The organism is Pseudomonas sp. (assembly GCF_017744435.1).
In the GTDB taxonomy this organism is placed as follows: domain Bacteria; phylum Pseudomonadota; class Gammaproteobacteria; order Pseudomonadales; family Pseudomonadaceae; genus Aquipseudomonas.
Window position 1 is genome coordinate 168,790 of the sequence record NZ_JAGIBG010000008.1, and the last position, 17,941, is coordinate 186,730.

At 63.8% G+C, this 17,941-nt stretch carries 13 protein-coding genes; 8 read left to right on the forward strand and 5 right to left on the reverse strand.

All coding sequences use genetic code 11. The features are described from left to right. The first annotated feature begins 39 nt into the window (after positions 1-39). Positions 40-2,472 carry a UvrD-helicase domain-containing protein gene (locus J7573_RS08285; protein WP_294332332.1) on the forward strand — a complete coding sequence of 811 codons (2,433 nt, stop codon included), beginning with the start codon at positions 40-42 and terminating at the stop codon, positions 2,470-2,472. Between the two features lie 7 nt (positions 2,473-2,479). On the opposite strand, the gene J7573_RS08290 is transcribed toward J7573_RS08285, so the two are convergent. After that, the gene (locus J7573_RS08290; RefSeq protein WP_363263416.1) at positions 2,480-7,360 is read right to left on the reverse strand and encodes an NEL-type E3 ubiquitin ligase domain-containing protein; all 4,881 of its coding nucleotides are present in this window, start codon (positions 7,358-7,360) and stop codon (positions 2,480-2,482) included. 256 nt (positions 7,361-7,616) lie between these two features. Between J7573_RS08290 and J7573_RS08295 the strand changes: the two genes are divergently transcribed. From J7573_RS08295 to J7573_RS08310, 4 genes are all read left to right on the forward strand, one after another. Further along, positions 7,617-8,543 carry an alpha/beta hydrolase gene (locus J7573_RS08295; protein WP_294332335.1) on the forward strand — a complete coding sequence of 309 codons (927 nt, stop codon included), beginning with the start codon at positions 7,617-7,619 and terminating at the stop codon, positions 8,541-8,543. 76 nt (positions 8,544-8,619) lie between these two features. Next, entirely contained in the window at positions 8,620-9,039 is a 420-nt protein-coding gene (locus tag J7573_RS08300; protein WP_294332338.1) for a VOC family protein, read from the forward strand. Next, entirely contained in the window at positions 9,036-9,815 is a 780-nt protein-coding gene (locus J7573_RS08305; RefSeq protein ID WP_294332341.1) for an alpha/beta hydrolase, read from the forward strand. The genes J7573_RS08300 and J7573_RS08305 overlap by 4 nt, the downstream gene beginning before the upstream one ends. A gap of 189 nt (positions 9,816-10,004) precedes the next feature. Next, positions 10,005-11,678 carry an MFS transporter gene (locus J7573_RS08310; protein ID WP_294332342.1) on the forward strand — a complete coding sequence of 558 codons (1,674 nt, stop codon included), beginning with the start codon at positions 10,005-10,007 and terminating at the stop codon, positions 11,676-11,678. A 117-nt stretch (positions 11,679-11,795) separates the two neighbouring features. On the opposite strand, the gene J7573_RS08315 is transcribed toward J7573_RS08310, so the two are convergent. Further along, positions 11,796-12,365, reverse strand: coding sequence for a hypothetical protein (locus J7573_RS08315; protein ID WP_294332345.1), 570 nt, complete (start codon positions 12,363-12,365; stop codon positions 11,796-11,798). A gap of 75 nt (positions 12,366-12,440) precedes the next feature. Beyond that, complete coding sequence (locus J7573_RS08320; protein ID WP_294332347.1) at positions 12,441-12,827, reverse strand: VOC family protein; 387 nt, start codon at positions 12,825-12,827, stop codon at positions 12,441-12,443. Positions 12,828-13,034: 207 nt separating this feature from the next. On the opposite strand from J7573_RS08320, the gene J7573_RS08325 reads away from it, so the two are divergent. Continuing rightward, the gene (locus J7573_RS08325; protein ID WP_085677657.1) at positions 13,035-13,940 is read left to right on the forward strand and encodes a LysR family transcriptional regulator; all 906 of its coding nucleotides are present in this window, start codon (positions 13,035-13,037) and stop codon (positions 13,938-13,940) included. Between the two features lie 127 nt (positions 13,941-14,067). On the opposite strand, the gene J7573_RS08330 is transcribed toward J7573_RS08325, so the two are convergent. Beyond that, positions 14,068-14,484: a RidA family protein gene (locus J7573_RS08330; protein ID WP_014590706.1), complete on the reverse strand. Its 417-nt coding sequence runs from the start codon at positions 14,482-14,484 to the stop codon at positions 14,068-14,070. Continuing rightward, positions 14,484-15,800, reverse strand: coding sequence for an NAD(P)/FAD-dependent oxidoreductase (locus tag J7573_RS08335; protein WP_294332379.1), 1,317 nt, complete (start codon positions 15,798-15,800; stop codon positions 14,484-14,486). The genes J7573_RS08330 and J7573_RS08335 overlap by 1 nt, the downstream gene beginning before the upstream one ends. Positions 15,801-16,093: 293 nt before the next feature. Between J7573_RS08335 and J7573_RS08340 the strand changes: the two genes are divergently transcribed. Next, positions 16,094-16,771, forward strand: coding sequence for a DUF1028 domain-containing protein (locus J7573_RS08340; protein ID WP_103447616.1), 678 nt, complete (start codon positions 16,094-16,096; stop codon positions 16,769-16,771). After that, the gene (gene argE, locus J7573_RS08345; protein ID WP_294332385.1) at positions 16,764-17,924 is read left to right on the forward strand and encodes an acetylornithine deacetylase; all 1,161 of its coding nucleotides are present in this window, start codon (positions 16,764-16,766) and stop codon (positions 17,922-17,924) included. The genes J7573_RS08340 and argE overlap by 8 nt, the downstream gene beginning before the upstream one ends. The last annotated feature ends 17 nt before the right edge of the window (positions 17,925-17,941 follow it).

Consider the following 17,941-nt stretch of genomic DNA (forward strand, 5'->3'; position numbering starts at 1 on the left):
GCAAGCATTCGCTGGTGATTTTCGGCAGATACGGCGAACATGGCCGCTGATCTGATTTTCAACGGAGTGACCGTGGCCCACGAGCAACCCCAGGCCCCCGCCGAACTGACCCCGCCCGCCCAACTGCCGTGGTTGCGCCGCCTGGCCGCCCGCCTGCTGGGCCGTGGCTTGAACCGCCTGCAGGCGCAGCACCGCGAATCCTGGTCTCTTGGTTATGAGGCCGGTCGCCAGTTGCTGGTTATCCGCGACGCGCGCCCTGACACCGCTGCCGTGCCCGGGCAGGACGACAACCTGTTCGACGATTGGCGCCTGCCGTTGAGCGCCGAACTGAAAAAGCGCTTCAAGGCTGATGTGGCCCAGCGCCTGCCCGCCGAGGCCCAGCCCAGCGCGGCGCAGTGGAAGCTGATCTTCAGCGACACACCGTCCACCTGCGTGGTGGCCGGCGCCGGGGCGGGCAAGTCGACCTCGCTGGTGCTACGCATTCTGCTGCTGCGTCACTACCTGGGCTACGAGCTGGACGCGATGACCGTGGTCACCTTCACCCGGGAATCGCGCAAGGACTTCATCAAGCGCCTGGTGCAGGTGTTCGCCCTCTGGCAACTCGACCTGCAACCGGCCAAGGCTCGCGAGCTGGTGCGTACCTTCCATTCGCGAATCCTGCCGTTGGTGCGCAGCTTGCCGGGCTTCAGCCAGGTGCGCGCGTTCGAGACCCTGGGCAACGAGATGCCGGCTGGCCATGAGGCAGAAGCCGAGAGCAACCCGTTCGACCTGCGCCTGAACGATGCCCAGCGCCAACAGCTCAACCAGTGCTACAGCCAGTTGCTCGGCGACAGCCCACGCTTCGCCGAGATCGTCGCCACCTTGCGCCGTGAGGCCTTGCAACTCAAGCCACTGGACCCGGACCACCCGGATGTGCAGAAGCGGGTGCAGGTCACCCAGCTGGCCGCACAGCGTGACGAAGAATTGTGCGACGTGATCGAGGACCTGTGGTTTGCCGCTGGCGCCTGGCCAATCAAGGGTATCGAGCCCTGCCGCGAAACGGTCGAGATCCGTGGCAGTCGCTTCCATGTGCATGGCCGCCTGGAAGGCCTCGATGCCTGGGTGGTGCTGGGTTTCGACCCGGCGGAGAGCGCCCAGTATCAACGCCCCGGCGCCAAGCTGGCGGTGCGTGCCGAGTGGGCGGTCAAGCGCACCTTGTTGCAGGCGTTCTGCGACAAGCCGCTGATCTGGCTCGACAACTACGCCATGGCCCGGCGCCTGGCGGCATCACTGGCCGGCGATGCCGTGGCCGGGCCCGGGTTCGAGTACAAGGTCAAGGGCGAACTGGCCCCGGCGCCGTTGCTCGACGCCTTCGTCGGCGCCGCCAACTTCATCGAAAACCTGGGCCTTGAGGTGAACCCGGCCGTGGCGGCCATGAGCTTCCCGTCCGGCGACACTGACGCGCTGTTCTTCGAGGCGTTGGCGCTGTACTGGAAAGCCCTGGAAGCGCACCTGCTCGACCAGTCGCCACCGGTGATGAGCTACAACCGCATGTTCGCCCTGTTCGGCGAGAACAACCCGGAGAACCTGCAATTGCTGCCCGACCCGCTGCTGCGGCCATTGGTGCACCTGATGATCGACGAGTTCCAGGACGTCTCGCCGCAGATCGTCAGCTGGCTGCGCGCCAGCCTCGCGGAAATCCGCCGCCGCGGCCCGGCCATGCATACCGGGCGCAATGCCCAGCATTCTTCGCTGATGTGCGTGGGCGACGACTGGCAGTCGATCTATGGCTGGCGCGGCAGTTCGCCGAAGTACTTCATGGAGTTCACCCAGGCCTTCCCGTCGCCGGCCAACACCCGGGTGATGCTGGTCGACAACTACCGTTGCCAGCAGCAGGTGATCGACGCCGCCGAACACCTGGTCAAGGGCACTCCGGCCATTGCCGGCAAGAAGGCTCGCGCCAGCGGGCCGGCCGCCGAGCTGCCCGTATCCCCAGTGCGGGTCTTCGACCGTGATGAGGCGGCGCTGGGCGAGACACTGATCGAGCATTACCAGCGCGGTGAGTCGGTGATGATGCTGTACCGCAAAGGCAGCGACAAAGCCCTGATGAACGATCACCTGCAAAGCGTCCTGCACGCCGAAGCGCTGTTACCCGCTGAGCAACGGCGCCTGCGCCAGCTGACCTACCACAGCGCCAAAGGGTTGCAGGCCGATGCGGTGTTCATGCTCGGCGATTGCCAGTACCTGACCAGCTCGCCTTACAAGAATCAGGTGTATCGCCAGGCCGGGCTGGGCAAGGCCGGTGATGCGCAGCCGTTCGACACGGCGCAGAAGGAAGAGGTGCAGCGCCTGGCCTATGTGGCGGTGACCCGTGCGGTACGGCACTGCTACTGGCATGTCGAGGCCGCCAACGGCGAAGCGACGGGTGCGCCTCGCGCGTCGGCCCAGGTGGATGGTCGGCAGGCCTTCTTCGAAGACCTGCGCGGTCACTGAGTAGCGCTCAAGCGTCGATGACTTCCAATTGCCGGGTAAGGCTGAGCAGCAACCCGGCCTCCACTTGCTGTTGCTCGCGCGCCAATGCGCTCGTGGCGTTGTCGAACGCTTGTTGCCCAAGGGGTACACGGCGTAACGCGCCGTTTTCGTCCAGGGGAGGGGTTGGCATGACCGGACCCAATGCACGCGTTATGGCGCTGTCCAGATGGGTGATGGGCTCGTTGTCGGCATCCCAGCAATAGAACAGATAGTCGAGGCCAGGGCGCCAGAAGTCGGTGATGGCCTCGAACTGACTGGCGTAATGTACTTTCAGGTATTTGACCCAGACCGGCTGTTGGGCAATCCACTGCTGCCGGGCAGCGGTGTCGGCATCAAGTTTGCGCACCGCCGAATCCACGTTGTCGATAATCTGCCGATTGATCCTTGCCGCATCACGATAGAGCATGCCGCTGCTAGGCTCGGGAAAATCGAGCGTGCTGGCCAGGGACTGGCGCAAGGCCAAGCGGACTTCGATATCGTCAACCAAGCCCGTTTCCAGGGCTACATCGGGGAAGGCAGAAGGCAGATCCAGTTCGTCATAGGCCGGTAATTCGTCGTCCATGACGTTCTCCTGCAGCGCCTGCTTGCGCTGACCGCGCTTGAAGCTGATGCGATCTGCCAGTTCATTGACCTTCTCACGGCGATACAGTTGGCGGTACAGGTCGAACAACGGTTTGCCTGAGCCATGTGCCTGAGCAGCTGCGTGGCTGGCCAGCAACTCCACTTCCAACGCGCTGAAGGCTTCGGCGCCTGCGTCACCGCAGGTAGGGGGGTACAACTGTGCGACCTCGTTCAGGCGCTCGCGCAGCGCAGTGTCCTCATGGGCCTTCTCCAGCAGCGCCCATACCCGTTCGCGCAGTCCGTGTGGATCGCTTTGTGCTTCCTTCGAATAGGTCAGGCGCTCCAACACGGCCTGCAAGTCACCGTTTTCGCTCTGCTCGAACAGGTCTGTCCACAGCTGGTCCTGGTGCGCATTCGCCGAATCACGCCAGAGCCCCTGCCACTCGGGGCGTTCGGGTGCGTGTTCGAAGACATTGACGCCACTGGCCCGCAGGCGCCTGTGCGTTTCGGCTTCCAGACCGTTGTAGTTGAATAGCCAGCGGCGCTCGGGCAGGCGGGCGCTGACATCGCGCGCATAGGGGCTGCGAAGTATGTTCGACAAGTCTGCAAGGTGATGGATGCGGTTGGATGAAAGGTTCAGATAGCGCAGCTGATATTGAGGCTGGCTCATCAAGGTGGTGAGGCCCTCGGGCCATGCGGGTAGTTCGCAGTTGTTAAGATCCAGATACTGAAGGCGGGCCATGTAACGGACATCGGGTGCACGCTGCAGTGGGTTGAAGCTGAGGTCCAGTTGCCGAGGATGAACCAGATCCTGAAAACGCCTGGCGAGGTTCTCATCGAGGGTGATGCGGTTGCTACCCAGCCTCAGGATGTCCAGTGGTTGACTGGCGAGAAAGGCCAGCGTGGTTTCATCCAGTGTCAGTTGGTTGCGCCGCAGGTTCAGTTGGCGCAGGTCGGGCATCGCCGTCAGTGCGTTTTGCGCACTGGGTGGGAGGCTGGCAAGGCCATTGCCTGTCAGGTCCAGGCTGCGCAGGTGGGGCACCGATGCAAGCGCGTCGAACAGCCTCTGGGCATTGATCGCCGGGTTGCGGGTCACTTCCAGCACCTGCAGATTGGGGAAGCAGGACAGGAATTGGGCATCCAGTTGCTGCAGCTCCAACCCGGTCAGCCTGAGTTCGCGGATATGGGGCAGACGGGCGGTCACTGCGGGCATCCGGGGTATGCGCATACGCTCCAGCACCAGCGTCTCGCGATCACTTGCGCCTTCCCGCCGCCAAGCGTCTTTGAGCAGCCAGGCGCAGCGCTGTCGATCCTGCCGCTCGAACACGTCAGTGGCGCTCCAGATCCAGTTCTCCAGATCGCGGCCAAGCGTGTGCCATTCTGCTTGCAACTGCTTGACCGCAGCGCCCAGATCACCCGTTTTGCTCAGTTCGGCCCGCAAGTCAGAGAGCTGGCTGGCGTTGAGCGAGGGGAACAGCGAACGGAGCCGATGTTCAGCAGCACCCACACTGCCTCGGCCACTGAGCGGGTAACCGATGCGACCATGGGCCAGTCGCAGGGGAGAACGCCAGCCTGGTTTGATAGGCTGCTGGCCCAGCAGCGTGGCACAGCCCGCCCGGTCGGCAACGGCGAAATCCAGTAGTTGGGCTTCATTCGCGTGTGGATGTCTGGACAACAGGGCCTGGCGCAGCTCTTGGCTGTCGGCATTGGCCAGGCTCGGTCGATACAGACCAAGCAAGGCTCGGTCAAGGCGGGTACGGGCTTGCAGGTGGCGTGCTTCTTCCGCCACGCGCAAGGGTACGCGGCCTTGCGCCAAGCGTTGGCGTTCGCTGTAACTGGCCTGTTCGACGAGCGCTTGCAGGGCACTGCCGGGCAAACCGGGAAACTGGCGGCTGATGGTCTGCGCTTCAATGCTCAAGGGTGTTCGCCGGCTTTCGAGCATGCGCTCGAAGACGTCGCCACGACGCGTTGTCAGGCGGCTCGCCAGTTGCTCGTCCAAGGCCCTTTCCCGTTGTTCGGGAGCAATGCCAGGGAGCAGCTGCTCGATGGCGTCCTCATCCATTGCGGTCAGGACGACCTTGCTCAGCTGGCCCTGGTCAAGTTCCTCGCGGCCGATTTCGATCTGCACCGCGTCACCTGCGTCCGCAGCACCGTAATAGACCGCATCTCCCCATTTTTCGGCGCCGGCGAACACCTTCAGCCTGTAACGTGTCGGCCAGCCTGGCAGGCCCACAAGTTCAGGCAAGGCCCAGTTCTTGTGGGTTGCAAGCGGTAGGCCATGCCGAACCCGGTTGATGATGTCCGTTGCATCGTTGTCAAGCTGCAGGCGCAGCAGGATGTCGGTCAGCAAGGCCGGTGGGCGCGAGCCGTTGACCTGGTGGTAGCGCAAGACGTCAGCGCTGTCTCCGGCAATACGCAAGGCTGCGAGCTGCTCCGCTGTCTGTAGTCCCTGGCTGAATGTGCCAAGCCCTTGCAGCAGCTTTTCATCGTTCCAGCCGAGCGGGTCGTCATGGGCCATTTGCCAGCGCTTGTCGCCCAGGTAACGCAAGGGTGGCGCGTAGGCGTCGGTGCTCGCAGGGTGGCGAACATACCATTGCCGGTCGGTGGTCTCGAACACTTCATACAGCTGACCCTCCAGCAGCACGTGGTGCTTGCCGTCGATGCTGTAAAGCCCTCGTGCATCGGCCTGCGCATCGGCAGGCAGCGCTGCATTGCTGGCGTATGGGTGCATGTCGGGTTTCCACAACTGTTCGCGGCCATCCTTCCAGACGCTTTCCAGCGCATCAACGAAGCCCGACGCCTTCAGTGCATAGGTGCCGGCAGCGAAGCCGGCAATCACCGCCGCATTGACCGCCAGCGATTCAAGCTGGTCCAGCGCCTCTTGGGTATCGCCATCCTCCCAGGCCTCGAAGCCGGTGAACACCGAGTCCATGATCTGATAGGTGAACACGCCCAGCATGACGACATCCAGCCCTGGGACAAAGAAGGCGGCGACGTTGAGCACGTTCATGCCGGTATCCAGCCAATGCTGCAGACGTTTCTGGCGTGCCGCAGCGTTGGCATCTGCAGTGGGCACGGCGATCACTTTGGCGTCAGCCATGAGGCGCTGCTTGTGGTCGTTGAACAAGGCGTGCCATATCGGCAATGCCAGCAGGGTCGGGACGATAGGGATGTGTGGGGACTTTCGCGGTTTGCGCTCGCCCGTGTCGGTTGTTTCGAACAGGGCGGCTTCGAGCTTGCGGCTCAGCTCGATCTGACTGGTCTTGTAGGCGAAATTGATCAGCAGGTGGCGGAACCTGGTTTGCAGCAACCGGCTGCGCAAGTAAGCGCCGACGTCATGCAATGACTTGAACTCCCTTACCGGGTGTTCGGTGTCGTTGGGGATGTAGAGTACGCAGGGGCTTGCCTGGCTTGGATCATCAGCGCCCAGCAGCAACACATCATGGATCGGGATGCCGAATAGGCTAAATCGCCAGCAGCGAAGAGGCCGAGCGTTGTAGTGCGGCTGGCTTTCGTTGTTGCACAACCCCACCAGTGCATCGCGGCCTGCCTTCGTCAGCAAACCTTTTAGCCAGGCGATCATGGCCTGGACTTTGAGTGCTTGGCGCTGTGCCTGCCCCCACAGCCGTTCGATCTCACTCCCCCTTGGCCCTTCGTAAATGGCTTGCAGATGGTTCTGGTACTTCTGCCCAAGGTCCAGTTCTCGGCATTGACGCGCGAATGCTAAAGGCTCGAGCCGAGGCAGTGCGCCGTCGTCTTCTGGGCCAAGGACCAATGTATCGTAAGGCCCCACTTCATCAAGCCCTTCGAAGTTGTGCAGGGCTGCTTCCAGCAAGGAACGCTTCTGTGCCGCTCCCTTGGGCCGCGTGGTAGTGGGTTCGAGTTCCACCGCAGGTGCCAGTTCGAACTCCAGGCCAGGCGGGTTCCTCCACGGGGTGAGCTCCTCGTACGGCTGCTGGACATATTGCGCCTTGTCTACCTCGACACCCAGATTCAACTGTGCTTTCAGCAGAGGCTTGCAGAACGTCCTGATGTCCTGGAATCCCCTCAGTGCGCCATGCAAGGCCTTGAGCTGGGTTTCCCGATAGCCGATGAGGCGCCGCAGCAGCGCCTGGATATCGGGGGGCGCGGCCGCATACCAAGCGTAGGGCGCACCGTATTCATCCAGGTAGTCCTTACGCAGGCTGCGCACGATGTGGCGGGTGTGGTCAGGGTGCATCGTCTGAATCCAGGCGGGCAAGGCACGGATGACCTGTGCCTGGTGGAGAGGGGGAGTTGTCTGCGTCATGCTGTCGGTACTCTGGTGTAAGGAGTCAGCAGTCGACCGCAGTCGGTCCAGGTGGTGGTGGTACATATGTTGCGGGTCAGGGTCGGTCCTGTGCACGCGAGGGTCGGTGGCAGGCCAGCGCAGGCAGGGCGGTTAGGGGATGGTGGAGTCTGGCATGGCGTGGGCATGCCGTGTGGGTGGCGCCGTTGCGGCCTGCTGCAGGCCGGCGCTGCGTGACGCCTGGCCTCGGGCCGGCACTCTGACAGGGAGAACTCCGATGCATTCGCTGTGCAGTCCCAAGGATCACCTGCTGGACCTCGAGGGTATTGAAATAGCGGTAAGGACCTGGGGGCCTGAAGATGGCATCCCGGTGCTGGCCTTGCATGGCTGGCTGGACAATGCGGCCTCGTTCGAGCGCCTGGGGCCGCTGTTGGAGGGCTGCTTCGTGGTTGCACCGGACCTGGTCGGCCATGGCCGCTCCGATCACCGCCGCCACGACAGCGGCTATTACCTCTGGGAACATGCCGAGGACATGCTGGCGGTCACCGATAGCCTGGGCCTGTCCCAGTTTCATGTGCTCGCCCATGGCATGGGCACCGGTATTGCCTCGCTGCTCGCCGCCATGACCAGCGGCATCGCCAGCATGATCTTCCTCGATGGCATCGGTGCGCCGTTCACCGTCGCCGAGGATGATCGCGTGCAGCACCTGGCGCGCGCCTATCGGCTGAAAAAGATGGTCCAGCGAAGCCAGTTGCAGGGTTTTGGTGAGCCCGATGGCAGCCGGTTCGACAACCTGGAAAGCGCGCTCGAACAACGGCGCAAGCGCCTCGATGGCGAATTGAGCGAGGAGGCCGCCCGTCTGCTGGCCCTGCGCGATCTGCTGCAGCTGGCCGACGGTTACTGTTGGCGTCACGACCCACGGCTGGTGCTGCCCGAGCCCATGCCGCTGACCGAGCGCGAGGCGTGCGACCTGCTGCGGGAAATCCGCTGCCCGTTGTACCTGATGTTCGGCAGGCAAGGCGCATTCACTGGCACGGGTTTCGAACAGCGTCAGGCGGCGTTGCCGGGCCATGCCAAAGTGTCCTGGCACCCCGGTGGCCATCATTTCCACCTCGAGGCGCCGGACCGGGCACTGGTCGATCAGATCCTGCGCATCCTCGCCTGCCATGAAGGCGGCCTGCTGCAGCGCCTGGTGAATGAATAGGCGGTGATGGTCAGCGGCCCAGGTCCTGGGCTATGGTGGCGAACGTTCACGGGCACTCGCCACAAGGAGACCTGGCATGCGACCGTTCGCCATCAAGCACATCGACCACCTGGTGCTGCGGGTCACCGACCTGCCGCGCAGCGTGGCCTTCTACCGTGACCTGCTGGGTTGCACTGTCGGCCGTGAGCGCCCGGACCTGGGCATGGTCCACCTGGCGACCGGCACGGCAATGATCGACCTGGTAACCCTCGACGGCCCGCTGGGCCGGCCTGGCGGTGCGGCGCCGGGGGCGGAAGGGCGTAATCTGCACCACTTCTGCCTGCGCATCGAACCGTTCGACGAGCAGGCCCTGACGGCTTACCTGCAGGCGGCTGGGGTGGCGGTCGAACCAGCCGAGAAGCGCTATGGCGCCGAAGGCGAAGGGCTGTCGCTGTACTGTTTCGACCCCGATGGCAATCAGGTCGAGCTCAAGGGCCCGGTCGAGGGGGCGGCATGACGCAGGTCGACGTGCTCGAGCACTGGATCGATACGCCTGACGGCAAACTGTTCGCCCAGGACTGGCGCCCCCTGAACGCCCAAGGCGTGCCGATCATACTGTTGCACGATTCGCTGGGCTGCGTTGCCTTGTGGCGTGACTTCCCCGGACTGCTGGCTACAGCCACCCGGCAGCGGGTGATTGCCTATGACCGACTGGGCTTCGGCCGCTCCGATGCGCATCCAGGCCGGTTGCGCCGAGGCTTTGTCGAGGCTGAAGCGGAGCAGGGCTTTGCGGCGTTGCGGCGGCAACTGGGCATCGGCGACTTCATCGTCTTTGGCCACAGTGTCGGCGGCGGCATGGCCGTCGGCTGCGCAGCAACCCATGGCAAGCATTGCCGCGGCCTTGTCATCGAATCGGCCCAGGCCTTTGTCGAGGATCGCACCTTGCAGGGCATCCGCGATGCCGACCAGCAGTTCGCCGCCCCCGGGCAGCTGCAGCGTCTGGCGCGTTATCACGGCGACAAGGGCGAATGGGTGTTGCGCGCCTGGGTGGACACCTGGCTGGATGACGCCTTCGCCGACTGGACCCTGGATGCGCTGCTGGCGCAGGTGCATTGCCCGCTGCTCAGCCTGCATGGCGACCAGGACGAATTCGGTTCGCCAGCGCATCCCCGGCGCTTCACCACGCTGGCCGCAGGGCCGAGCGTGATGCGTCTGCTGCCGGGCTGCGGGCATGTTCCGCACCGGGAACAGACCGAGGCCGTCCTGGCCGAGGTGCAGCGGTTTCTGGGGTGATGGCATCTGGCGATGCTGGCAAGTGGATATTGCAGCAAAGCCGATTATGCTTCAGTTAACTTGCTGCGATCCGAGGCAGCTGACCTCGTCGTGCTTCGCGCAACCAATGCTAGCCCTAGGGCCTGGGTGCGACGGTGAAATGGGTGTGAGGTACTCCGGCCTGCGATAACGACAAGACGGAGGCAACCCATGGCGGTTCTCGACAGCGCTTCCACGGGCAGTAGCGCGCCCCAACGGGGCATCACCAAGGAGGAGCGCAAGGTCATCTTCGCCTCCTCGCTGGGCACTGTGTTCGAATGGTACGACTTCTACCTGTACGGCTCGCTGGCAGCGATCATCGCCAAGCACTTCTTCGCCGGCGTCAATGAAACCACCTCGTTCATCTTCGCCTTGCTGGCCTTTGCCGCCGGCTTTGCCGTGCGGCCGTTCGGGGCCATTGTGTTCGGCCGCCTGGGCGACATGATCGGGCGCAAGCACACCTTCCTCATCACCATCGTCATCATGGGCCTGTCCACCGCAGTGGTGGGGCTGTTGCCCAGCTATGCGGCGATTGGCGTGGCGGCACCGATCATCCTGATCACCCTGCGCCTGCTCCAGGGCCTGGCGCTGGGTGGCGAGTATGGTGGCGCAGCCACCTATGTGGCCGAGCACGCGCCCAAGGGCCGGCGCGGCTTCTTCACGGCGTGGATCCAGACCACCGCCACGCTTGGTCTGTTCCTTTCGCTGCTGGTGATCCTGGCTTGCCGCACCGTCATGGGCACCGAGGTGTTCGAGGCCTGGGGCTGGCGGGTGCCGTTCTTGTTGTCGATCCTGCTGCTGGCAATCTCGGTGTACATCCGCATGCAGCTCAACGAGTCGCCGGTTTTCCTGAAGATGAAGGCCGAGGGCAAGGCGTGCAAGGCGCCGCTGACCGAGTCGTTCGCCCGCTGGGAAAACCTCAAGGTGGTGATCATGTCGTTGCTCGGCGGTACTGCCGGGCAAGCGGTGGTGTGGTACACCGGGCAGTTCTACGCGCTGTTCTTCCTGTTGCAGATGCTCAAGATCGACCCGCAGACCGCCAACCTGCTGATCGCCGGTTCCTTGCTGATCGGCACGCCGTTCTTCATCTTCTTCGGCAGCCTGTCGGACCGCATCGGCCGCAAGAAAATCGTCATGGCTGGCTGCATCATCGCCGCGCTGACCTACTTCCCGATCTTCAAGGCGCTGACCGAGTACGGCAACCCGGACGTGTTCGTCGCCCAGGAGCAGAACCCGGTGGTAGTGGTCGCCGACCCTGGGCAGTGCGCGTTCCAGTTCGACCCGGTGGGCAAGGCCAGATTCACCAGCTCGTGCGACATCGCCAAGAGCCTGCTGGCCAAGCGTGCGATTCCCTACACCAACCAGGCGGCCGAGCCTGGCAGCGTGGCGCAGGTTCGCATCGGTGAGCGGGTGATCCCGAGCTTCGACGGCAGCAGCCTGGCGGCCGCTGACTTGAAGGCCCAGAGCGATGCCTTCACCGCGACCATGGGCAGTGCCTTGAAGGAGGCGGGTTACCCGGAAAAGGCCGACCCGGCGAAGATCCACTACCCGATGGTGCTGTTGCTGCTGACCCTGTTGGTGATCTACGTGACCATGGTCTACGGGCCGATCGCCGCCTGGCTGGTTGAACTGTTCCCGGCGCGCATCCGCTACACCTCGATGTCGCTGCCATACCACATCGGCAATGGCTGGTTCGGTGGTTTCCTGCCGACGGTGGCGTTCGCCATGGTGGCGGCGACCGGGGATATCTACTACGGGCTGTGGTACCCGATCGTGATTGCGCTGATGACGGCGGTGCTGGGGATCTTCTTCCTGCCCGAGACCAAGGATCGGGATATCAGTTAGGCAGGTCTGGCCTCTTCGCGGGGCAAGCCCGCTCCTACAGGTACACGCCGTTCGCTGGGCCGGTGATGTACCTGTAGGAGCGGGCTTGTCCCGCGAAGGGGCCGGCACAGGCAAAAGTCAGTCGAAATACCCGCGCAAGGTAAAGGCATACCCGGTATCCACCCCCTTGGCCTCACCCCGACTCCAACGCTTCTTCATCACAAATTCAAAAGCAGGTTCGTACAGCCCATCCCTGATCAGCGCCCCTGCCAGCACCTCGACGTCATACCAGCCATTGTCCAGCTCGATGATCGGCCGCCCCGGCACCTGGTAGCGCGCTATCAGGTCTCCCAGCGTCTTGTTGGTGAAGTGCTGCAGGATGCGCCAGGTGTAGAGCATCACCGCGCGGTGCTCGACCTGCAGCACATAGCCGTTGCGCCGGTGCTTGAGCCGGCTGCCGGGTTCGAGCAGGGCCGGTGTGTGGCCATCGAGGGTGAACAGAATGTGGTAAGGCAGGTTGTCGACCCCCGCCAGCGGCACCACCACGCCTTCGGCCACGGCCTTGTCGCCGCTGTCGTTGCTGGTGAACTCGCGGGCCAGGTCGTCGGACAGGTGGTTTTCGTGTTTGAAACGGTCGAGCAGCTGGATATCGCCCAGCAGGAAATAGTCGACCAGGTCATTGAGCACTTCGCTGAATTCGTGGCGCATCTGTTTTCCTTGTTGTGGCGCACGGGGTACAGCTGCAATGTAGCCAATGGCAGCACTGGCTGCCATGGGCGCTGCTCAGTGTTTCTGGGCGATCTGGATCAGGTTGCCGCAGGTGTCGTCGAACACCGCGACCGTGACCGGGCCAAGGTCGGTGGGCTCCTGGGTGAACTTCACGCCGGCCTTGCACAGCCGGGTGTACTCGGCCTGGATATCGCGCACGCCGAACGAGGTGGCCGGAATGCCGTCCTGCTTCAGCGCTTGCTTGTAGATTTTGGCCGCCGGGTGCGCATCGGGCTCCAATAATAGCTCGACACCATTCGGGTCATTGGGTGAGGTCAGCGTCAGCCAGCGATGCTGGCCCATGGGGATGTCGTGCTTGGGCTCGAAGCCCAGTACGTAATGGTAGAACGCCAGGGCCTTGGCCTGGTCGTCGACGAGGATGCTGGTGACAACGATCTTCATAGGCGCACACCGTACCTGCGGGTCGTTACCTTCCAGTAAAGACGTTCTGGCCTGTTTCACCAGCGAGGCGTAGCCCGGAGGGCAACACAAAAGTATGTTCAAGCCATAGGCAAATCCTTCATCACCCAGCAGCGCGCTGAATCAGGCCACAAGGTAAAGTGGCAGGAAAATTCCAAGGCGCCCGCGAACGGCGCCAACGAGGTGCCTGTGGCTTCCTATACCCTGCGACAACTCAAATACTTCGTCACCACCGTCGAGGCCGGCAGCGTTGCCGAAGCCTCGCGGCAGCTGTACATCGCCCAGCCGTCGATCTCCACGGCGATCAAGAGCCTGGAAGAAAGCTTTGGTGTGCAGCTGTTCATCCGCCACCACGCCCAGGGCGTCTCGCTGACGCCAAGTGGCAAGCGTTTCTACGCCAAGACCAAGTCGCTGTTGCAGATGGCCCACGAGTTCGAGCAGAACGCCCTGGCCGACAACGACACTGTGGCCGGTCAGATCGACATCGGGTGCTTCGAAACCGTGGCGCCGCTGTATCTGCCGCGGCTGATCGCCGGCTTTCGCGAGCGCTATCCGGGCGTGGATATCCGCCTGCGCGACGGCGAGCAGCAGGACCTGATCCAGGGCTTGACCGCAGGTACCTTCGACCTGGCGTTTCTCTATGACCACGACCTGGACGGCACCATTGAAGCTGAGCCCTTGATGCCGCCGCAAAAGCCCTACGTGCTGCTGCCCGAGAAGCACCGCTTCGCTGGCCAGGCGCAGGTGTCGTTGCGCGACCTGTGCCCTGAGCCAATGATCCTGCTGGACGTGGCGCCGAGCCGGACCTACTTCGTCAGCCTGTTCAATGAAATGGGCCTGACGCCGAACATCGTCTTCAGTTCGCCATCGATCGAGATGGTGCGCGGGATGGTGGGGCAGGGTTTCGGGTTTTCGCTGCTGGTGACCCGGCCGCACTCGGAATGCACTTATGACGGGCAGAAGCTGGTGACGATCGACATCGCCGAGCCGGTGGCGCTGTCGGGGTTGGCGGCGGCGCACCTGAAGCGGGTGCAGCTGACCAAACCTGCGCAGTTGTTCGTCGAGTTTTGCCGCGAAGAATTGGCCAAGTTCTGAAGACATTGGGGGCGCTCTGCGCCCCTTTCGCGACACAAGGCCGCTCCTACAGGGATCACATATTTCCTGTAGGAGCGGCCTTGTGTCGCGAAAGGGCCGCGAAGCGGCCCCAGCTATCTCAAATGGATCATTGCTGATCCGGCACCACTGCGATCACGTCGATTTCCATCAGCCACTCGGCCTGGGCCAAGCCGGCCACCACCAGCCCGGTGGAGATCGGGAACACGCCCTTGAGCCACTTGCCCACTTCCTTGTACACCGGCTCACGGAAGCGCGGGTCGGTGATGTAGGTGGTGGTCTTGACGATGTGCGACAAGTCGGAGCCGGCCTCTTCGAGCAGTTGCTTGACGTTCTTCATCGCCTGCTCGGTCTGCGCCCGAGGGTCACCCAGGCCTACCAGCTTGCCTTCGAAATCGGTGCCGACCTGGCCGCGCACGTAGATGGTGTTACCGGCCCGCACGGCCTGGCACAGGTCGTTGTCCAGGGTCTGGTTGGGGTAGGTTTCCTTGGTGTTGAACATGCGGATGCGAGTATGGGTAGGCATCAGTGGGCTCCAAAGGTGCTGACGTTGCTGATCGGGTTTTCTTGCTCATCCGCGTCGCGTTGTTCGCGGTCGCGGTAGGCCAGGTAGGTGCGTTGCGTGGCGATATGGCCGGCGACATGCTTGGCGTCGTGCCACACGCCCCAGATGAACGACGAGCCACGGCGCGACAGCCATGGCAGGCCGAGGAAGTACACGCCCGGCTCGCGGGCGACGCCACGCTGGTGCTGGGGCTTGCCGTTGGCGTCGAAGGTGTCGACCTGCAGCCAGCTGAAGTCCACGCCGTAGCCGGTGGCCCAGATGATGCTGGTGACGCCGGCCTGGGCCAGGTCCAGTTGCTGCAGCGGGTTGGTCATGCATGCCGGGTCGGCCAGGCGCTTGCGCGCTTCGGGTTCTTCCGGCAGGTCCAGGCCGTTGCGCTCGATGTAGGTATCGGCGGCATCCAGCAGGGCCAGGTAGTTCTCGTCGCCGCGGTTGATGTTGTCGACCAGGTTGTCCTGGAAGCGTGCCACGCCGTTTTCGAACGACTGGGTCAGGCCGACCAGGGTCATGCCCTGGTGGGCGAGGGCGCGGAAGTCCACGGTGTGGCCGCCACGGGCGCCACTGACGGCGATGGTCACGTGCTCGCGGCCCGGTTTGGCGATTTCCGCGTCCCACTCGCCCAGTACGCCCAGCCACCAGCAGAAGTCGCGGTTGCGGTAGGCCCGTGGCGGGCGGTCGTGAGCGCCTACCGACAGGTACACCTGGCGCCCGGCACGCATCAGCTCTTCGGCAATCTGCACACCGGAGGAGCCGGCGCCTACCACCAGCACGGCGCCTTCAGGCAGCTGCTCGGGGTTGTAGTAGGCGGCGGAGTGGATCTGGTGCAGGTTGGCATCTTTCGGCGCGATGGCCGGGATCACCGGTTTCTGGAACGGGCCGGTGGCAGCCACTACACGGTTGGCGCGGATCACGCCTTCGTTGGTCTCGATGGTGAAGCCGGGGCGGTCGGCATTGCGTACCACCTTCTTCACTTCGATGCCGGTGCGTACCGGCAGGTTGTACTTGCGTACGTACTGCTCGAAGTAGTCGGCGACCTGGTCCTTGCCGGCGAAGGCGTCGGCGTCGAGGTTGAATTCCAGCCCCGGGAAGCGGTCGTGCCAGACCGGGCCGTTGGCCACCAGCGAATCCCAGCGGCCAGTGCGCCAGGCCTCGGCGATGCGCTTGCGCTCCAGCACCAGGTGCGGCACGCCAAGCTTGCTCAGGTGTTCGCTCATGGCCACGCCGGCCTGGCCGGCGCCAACCACGAGGGTGTCGATTTCGATGTTGTTCAGTGTCATGTCCGAGCCCTTGTTCAGGCGGTTTTTGTCAGGTCGGTTTGGAGGACCGCCGTTGCCTGGGGTCAGACTAGGGATGCCTGGAAAATCGCGAAAATAGTATTTAGCTGGGGCTTGCCGATAAAACGGCGAAGACCCCGATTTGCCTGGGCTTGGCCGGGGTTTGCAGGGCTTTTCGTGGGGTATTGGCCGGGCTTAGTTTTTTCCTGTTCAAGGCACAGGAAAAAGTTGGTTTCGTGGCCCTGAAGGTTCCGCCCAGAATGCTGGGCATCGCACAGAACAACAGGAGTTCCACCATGACCTTCTCCATCATCGGTCGCTGCCAGGAAACCGGCCAGGTCGGTATTGCCATCAGCTCGTCGAGCATCGCCGTGGGCGCCCGCTGCCCGTGGGTCCGTGCTGGCGTCGGCGCCGTGTCGACCCAGAACATCACCTTGCCGGCCCTCGGCCCGCAAATCCTCGATGCCCTGGAGCAGGGCCAGTTGCCGCCTGCCGCCGCGCTGGATCGGGTGCTCAGCGCCAATGGCTGGAGCGAGTATCGCCAGGTCACGGTGATCGACAGCCAGGGCCAGGTGGCGCTGTTCACCGGCAAGGAAGCGTTGGGCGTGCACAACGCCGTGGCGGGCGAGCAGTGTGCGGCCGCTGGCAACCTGTTGTCCTCGCTCCAGGTGATCGAAGCCATGGTGCAGGCCTTCGAGCAGGCCGGTGGGCATCTGGCGGATCGCCTGCTGGCGGCCATGCATGCGGCGATGGCAGCCGGTGGCGAAGCGGGCCCGGTGCATTCCGCAGCGCTGAAGATCGCCGGCGAGCTGACCTGGCCGCTGGTGGACCTGCGTGTGGACTGGGCCGATGAGGACCCGATCGGCGTGCTCGATGGCCTGTGGCAGGCGTACCGCCCGCAGATGCAGGACTACGTTACCCGCGCCCTCGACCCGACTGCCGCCCCCAGCTACGGGGTACCGGGCGATGAGTGAATTCAGCAGCCGCGCCTTGCTGGAGCGGCTGATCGGCTTTGCCACGGTCAGCCGCGACTCCAACCTTGAGCTGATCGGTTTCATCCGCGACTACCTGGCCGGGCTTGGCGTTGAGTGCGAGCTGTTCCACAACCCGGAAGGCAGCAAGGCCAACCTGTTCGCCACCATCGGCCCCAAGGATATCGGCGGTGTGGTGCTGTCCGGGCACACCGACGTGGTGCCGGTGGACGGCCAGGCCTGGACGCTGCCGGCCTTCGCCCTGACCGAGCGCGATGGGCGCCTGTATGGCCGTGGCACGGCGGACATGAAGGGCTTCATCGCCTCGGTGTTGGCTGCCGTGCCGGCATTCCTGGCGCAACCGCTGCGCATGCCGGTGCACCTGGCGTTCTCCTATGACGAGGAAGTTGGCTGCCTGGGCGTGCGCTCGATGCTGGCCGCACTGGAAAAGCGCCCGCACAAGCCGCGCCTGTGCCTCATCGGTGAGCCTACCGAACTGAAGCCAGTGCTTGGTCACAAGGGCAAGCTGGCGATGCGTTGCGAAGTGCATGGCGCGGCGTGCCACTCGGCGTACGCACCTTACGGGGTGAATGCCATCGAGTACGCAGCCAAGCTGATCGGCAAGCTGGGCGAGATCGGTGATGCCCTGGCATTGCCGGCCCATCACGACGAGCGCTTCGACCCGCCGTTCTCCACGGTACAGACCGGGGTCATCAAAGGGGGCAGGGCGCTGAACATCGTGCCGGAGGAATGTGCGTTCGATTTCGAGGTGCGCGCGCTGCCGGGGTTCGAAGCGCAGGCGGTGGCCGACCAATTGCAGACCTACGCCGAGGCCGAGTTGCTGCCCCGCATGCGCAAGGTCAACGCCGGCAGTGCCATTCGCCTGCAACCGTTGAGTGCGTATCCGGGGCTGGCTACGCCAGCCGACAGTGAGGCCGCGCGCTTGGTGGCATTGCTCAGTGGTTCGGATGATTTCGGCACCGTGGCATTCGGCACCGAAGGCGGCCTGTTCGACCAGGCCGGTATTCCGACCGTGGTGTGCGGGCCAGGCAGCATGGACCAGGGGCACAAGCCGGACGAGTTCGTCAGCGTCGAACAGATGCAGGGTTGTGATGCGATGTTGCTGAGGTTGGTGGACTACCTCAGGCAGGTATGAAGGTGTCGGCTTCTTCG

Bases quoted from the DNA above. Each gene is read 5' to 3' on its own strand.
- J7573_RS08285 (WP_294332332.1), top strand. From the start codon at position 40: ATGGCCGCTGATCTGATTTTCAACGGAGTGACCGTGGCCCACGAGCAA.
- J7573_RS08290 (WP_363263416.1), bottom strand. From the start codon at position 7,360: ATGACGCAGACAACTCCCCCTCTCCACCAGGCACAGGTCATCCGTGCC.
- J7573_RS08295 (WP_294332335.1), top strand. From the start codon at position 7,617: ATGCATTCGCTGTGCAGTCCCAAGGATCACCTGCTGGACCTCGAGGGT.
- J7573_RS08300 (WP_294332338.1), top strand. From the start codon at position 8,620: ATGCGACCGTTCGCCATCAAGCACATCGACCACCTGGTGCTGCGGGTC.
- J7573_RS08305 (WP_294332341.1), top strand. From the start codon at position 9,036: ATGACGCAGGTCGACGTGCTCGAGCACTGGATCGATACGCCTGACGGC.
- J7573_RS08310 (WP_294332342.1), top strand. From the start codon at position 10,005: ATGGCGGTTCTCGACAGCGCTTCCACGGGCAGTAGCGCGCCCCAACGG.
- J7573_RS08315 (WP_294332345.1), bottom strand. From the start codon at position 12,365: ATGCGCCACGAATTCAGCGAAGTGCTCAATGACCTGGTCGACTATTTC.
- J7573_RS08320 (WP_294332347.1), bottom strand. From the start codon at position 12,827: ATGAAGATCGTTGTCACCAGCATCCTCGTCGACGACCAGGCCAAGGCC.
- J7573_RS08330 (WP_014590706.1), bottom strand. From the start codon at position 14,484: ATGCCTACCCATACTCGCATCCGCATGTTCAACACCAAGGAAACCTAC.
- J7573_RS08335 (WP_294332379.1), bottom strand. From the start codon at position 15,800: ATGACACTGAACAACATCGAAATCGACACCCTCGTGGTTGGCGCCGGC.
- J7573_RS08340 (WP_103447616.1), top strand. From the start codon at position 16,094: ATGACCTTCTCCATCATCGGTCGCTGCCAGGAAACCGGCCAGGTCGGT.
- argE (WP_294332385.1), top strand. From the start codon at position 16,764: ATGAGTGAATTCAGCAGCCGCGCCTTGCTGGAGCGGCTGATCGGCTTT.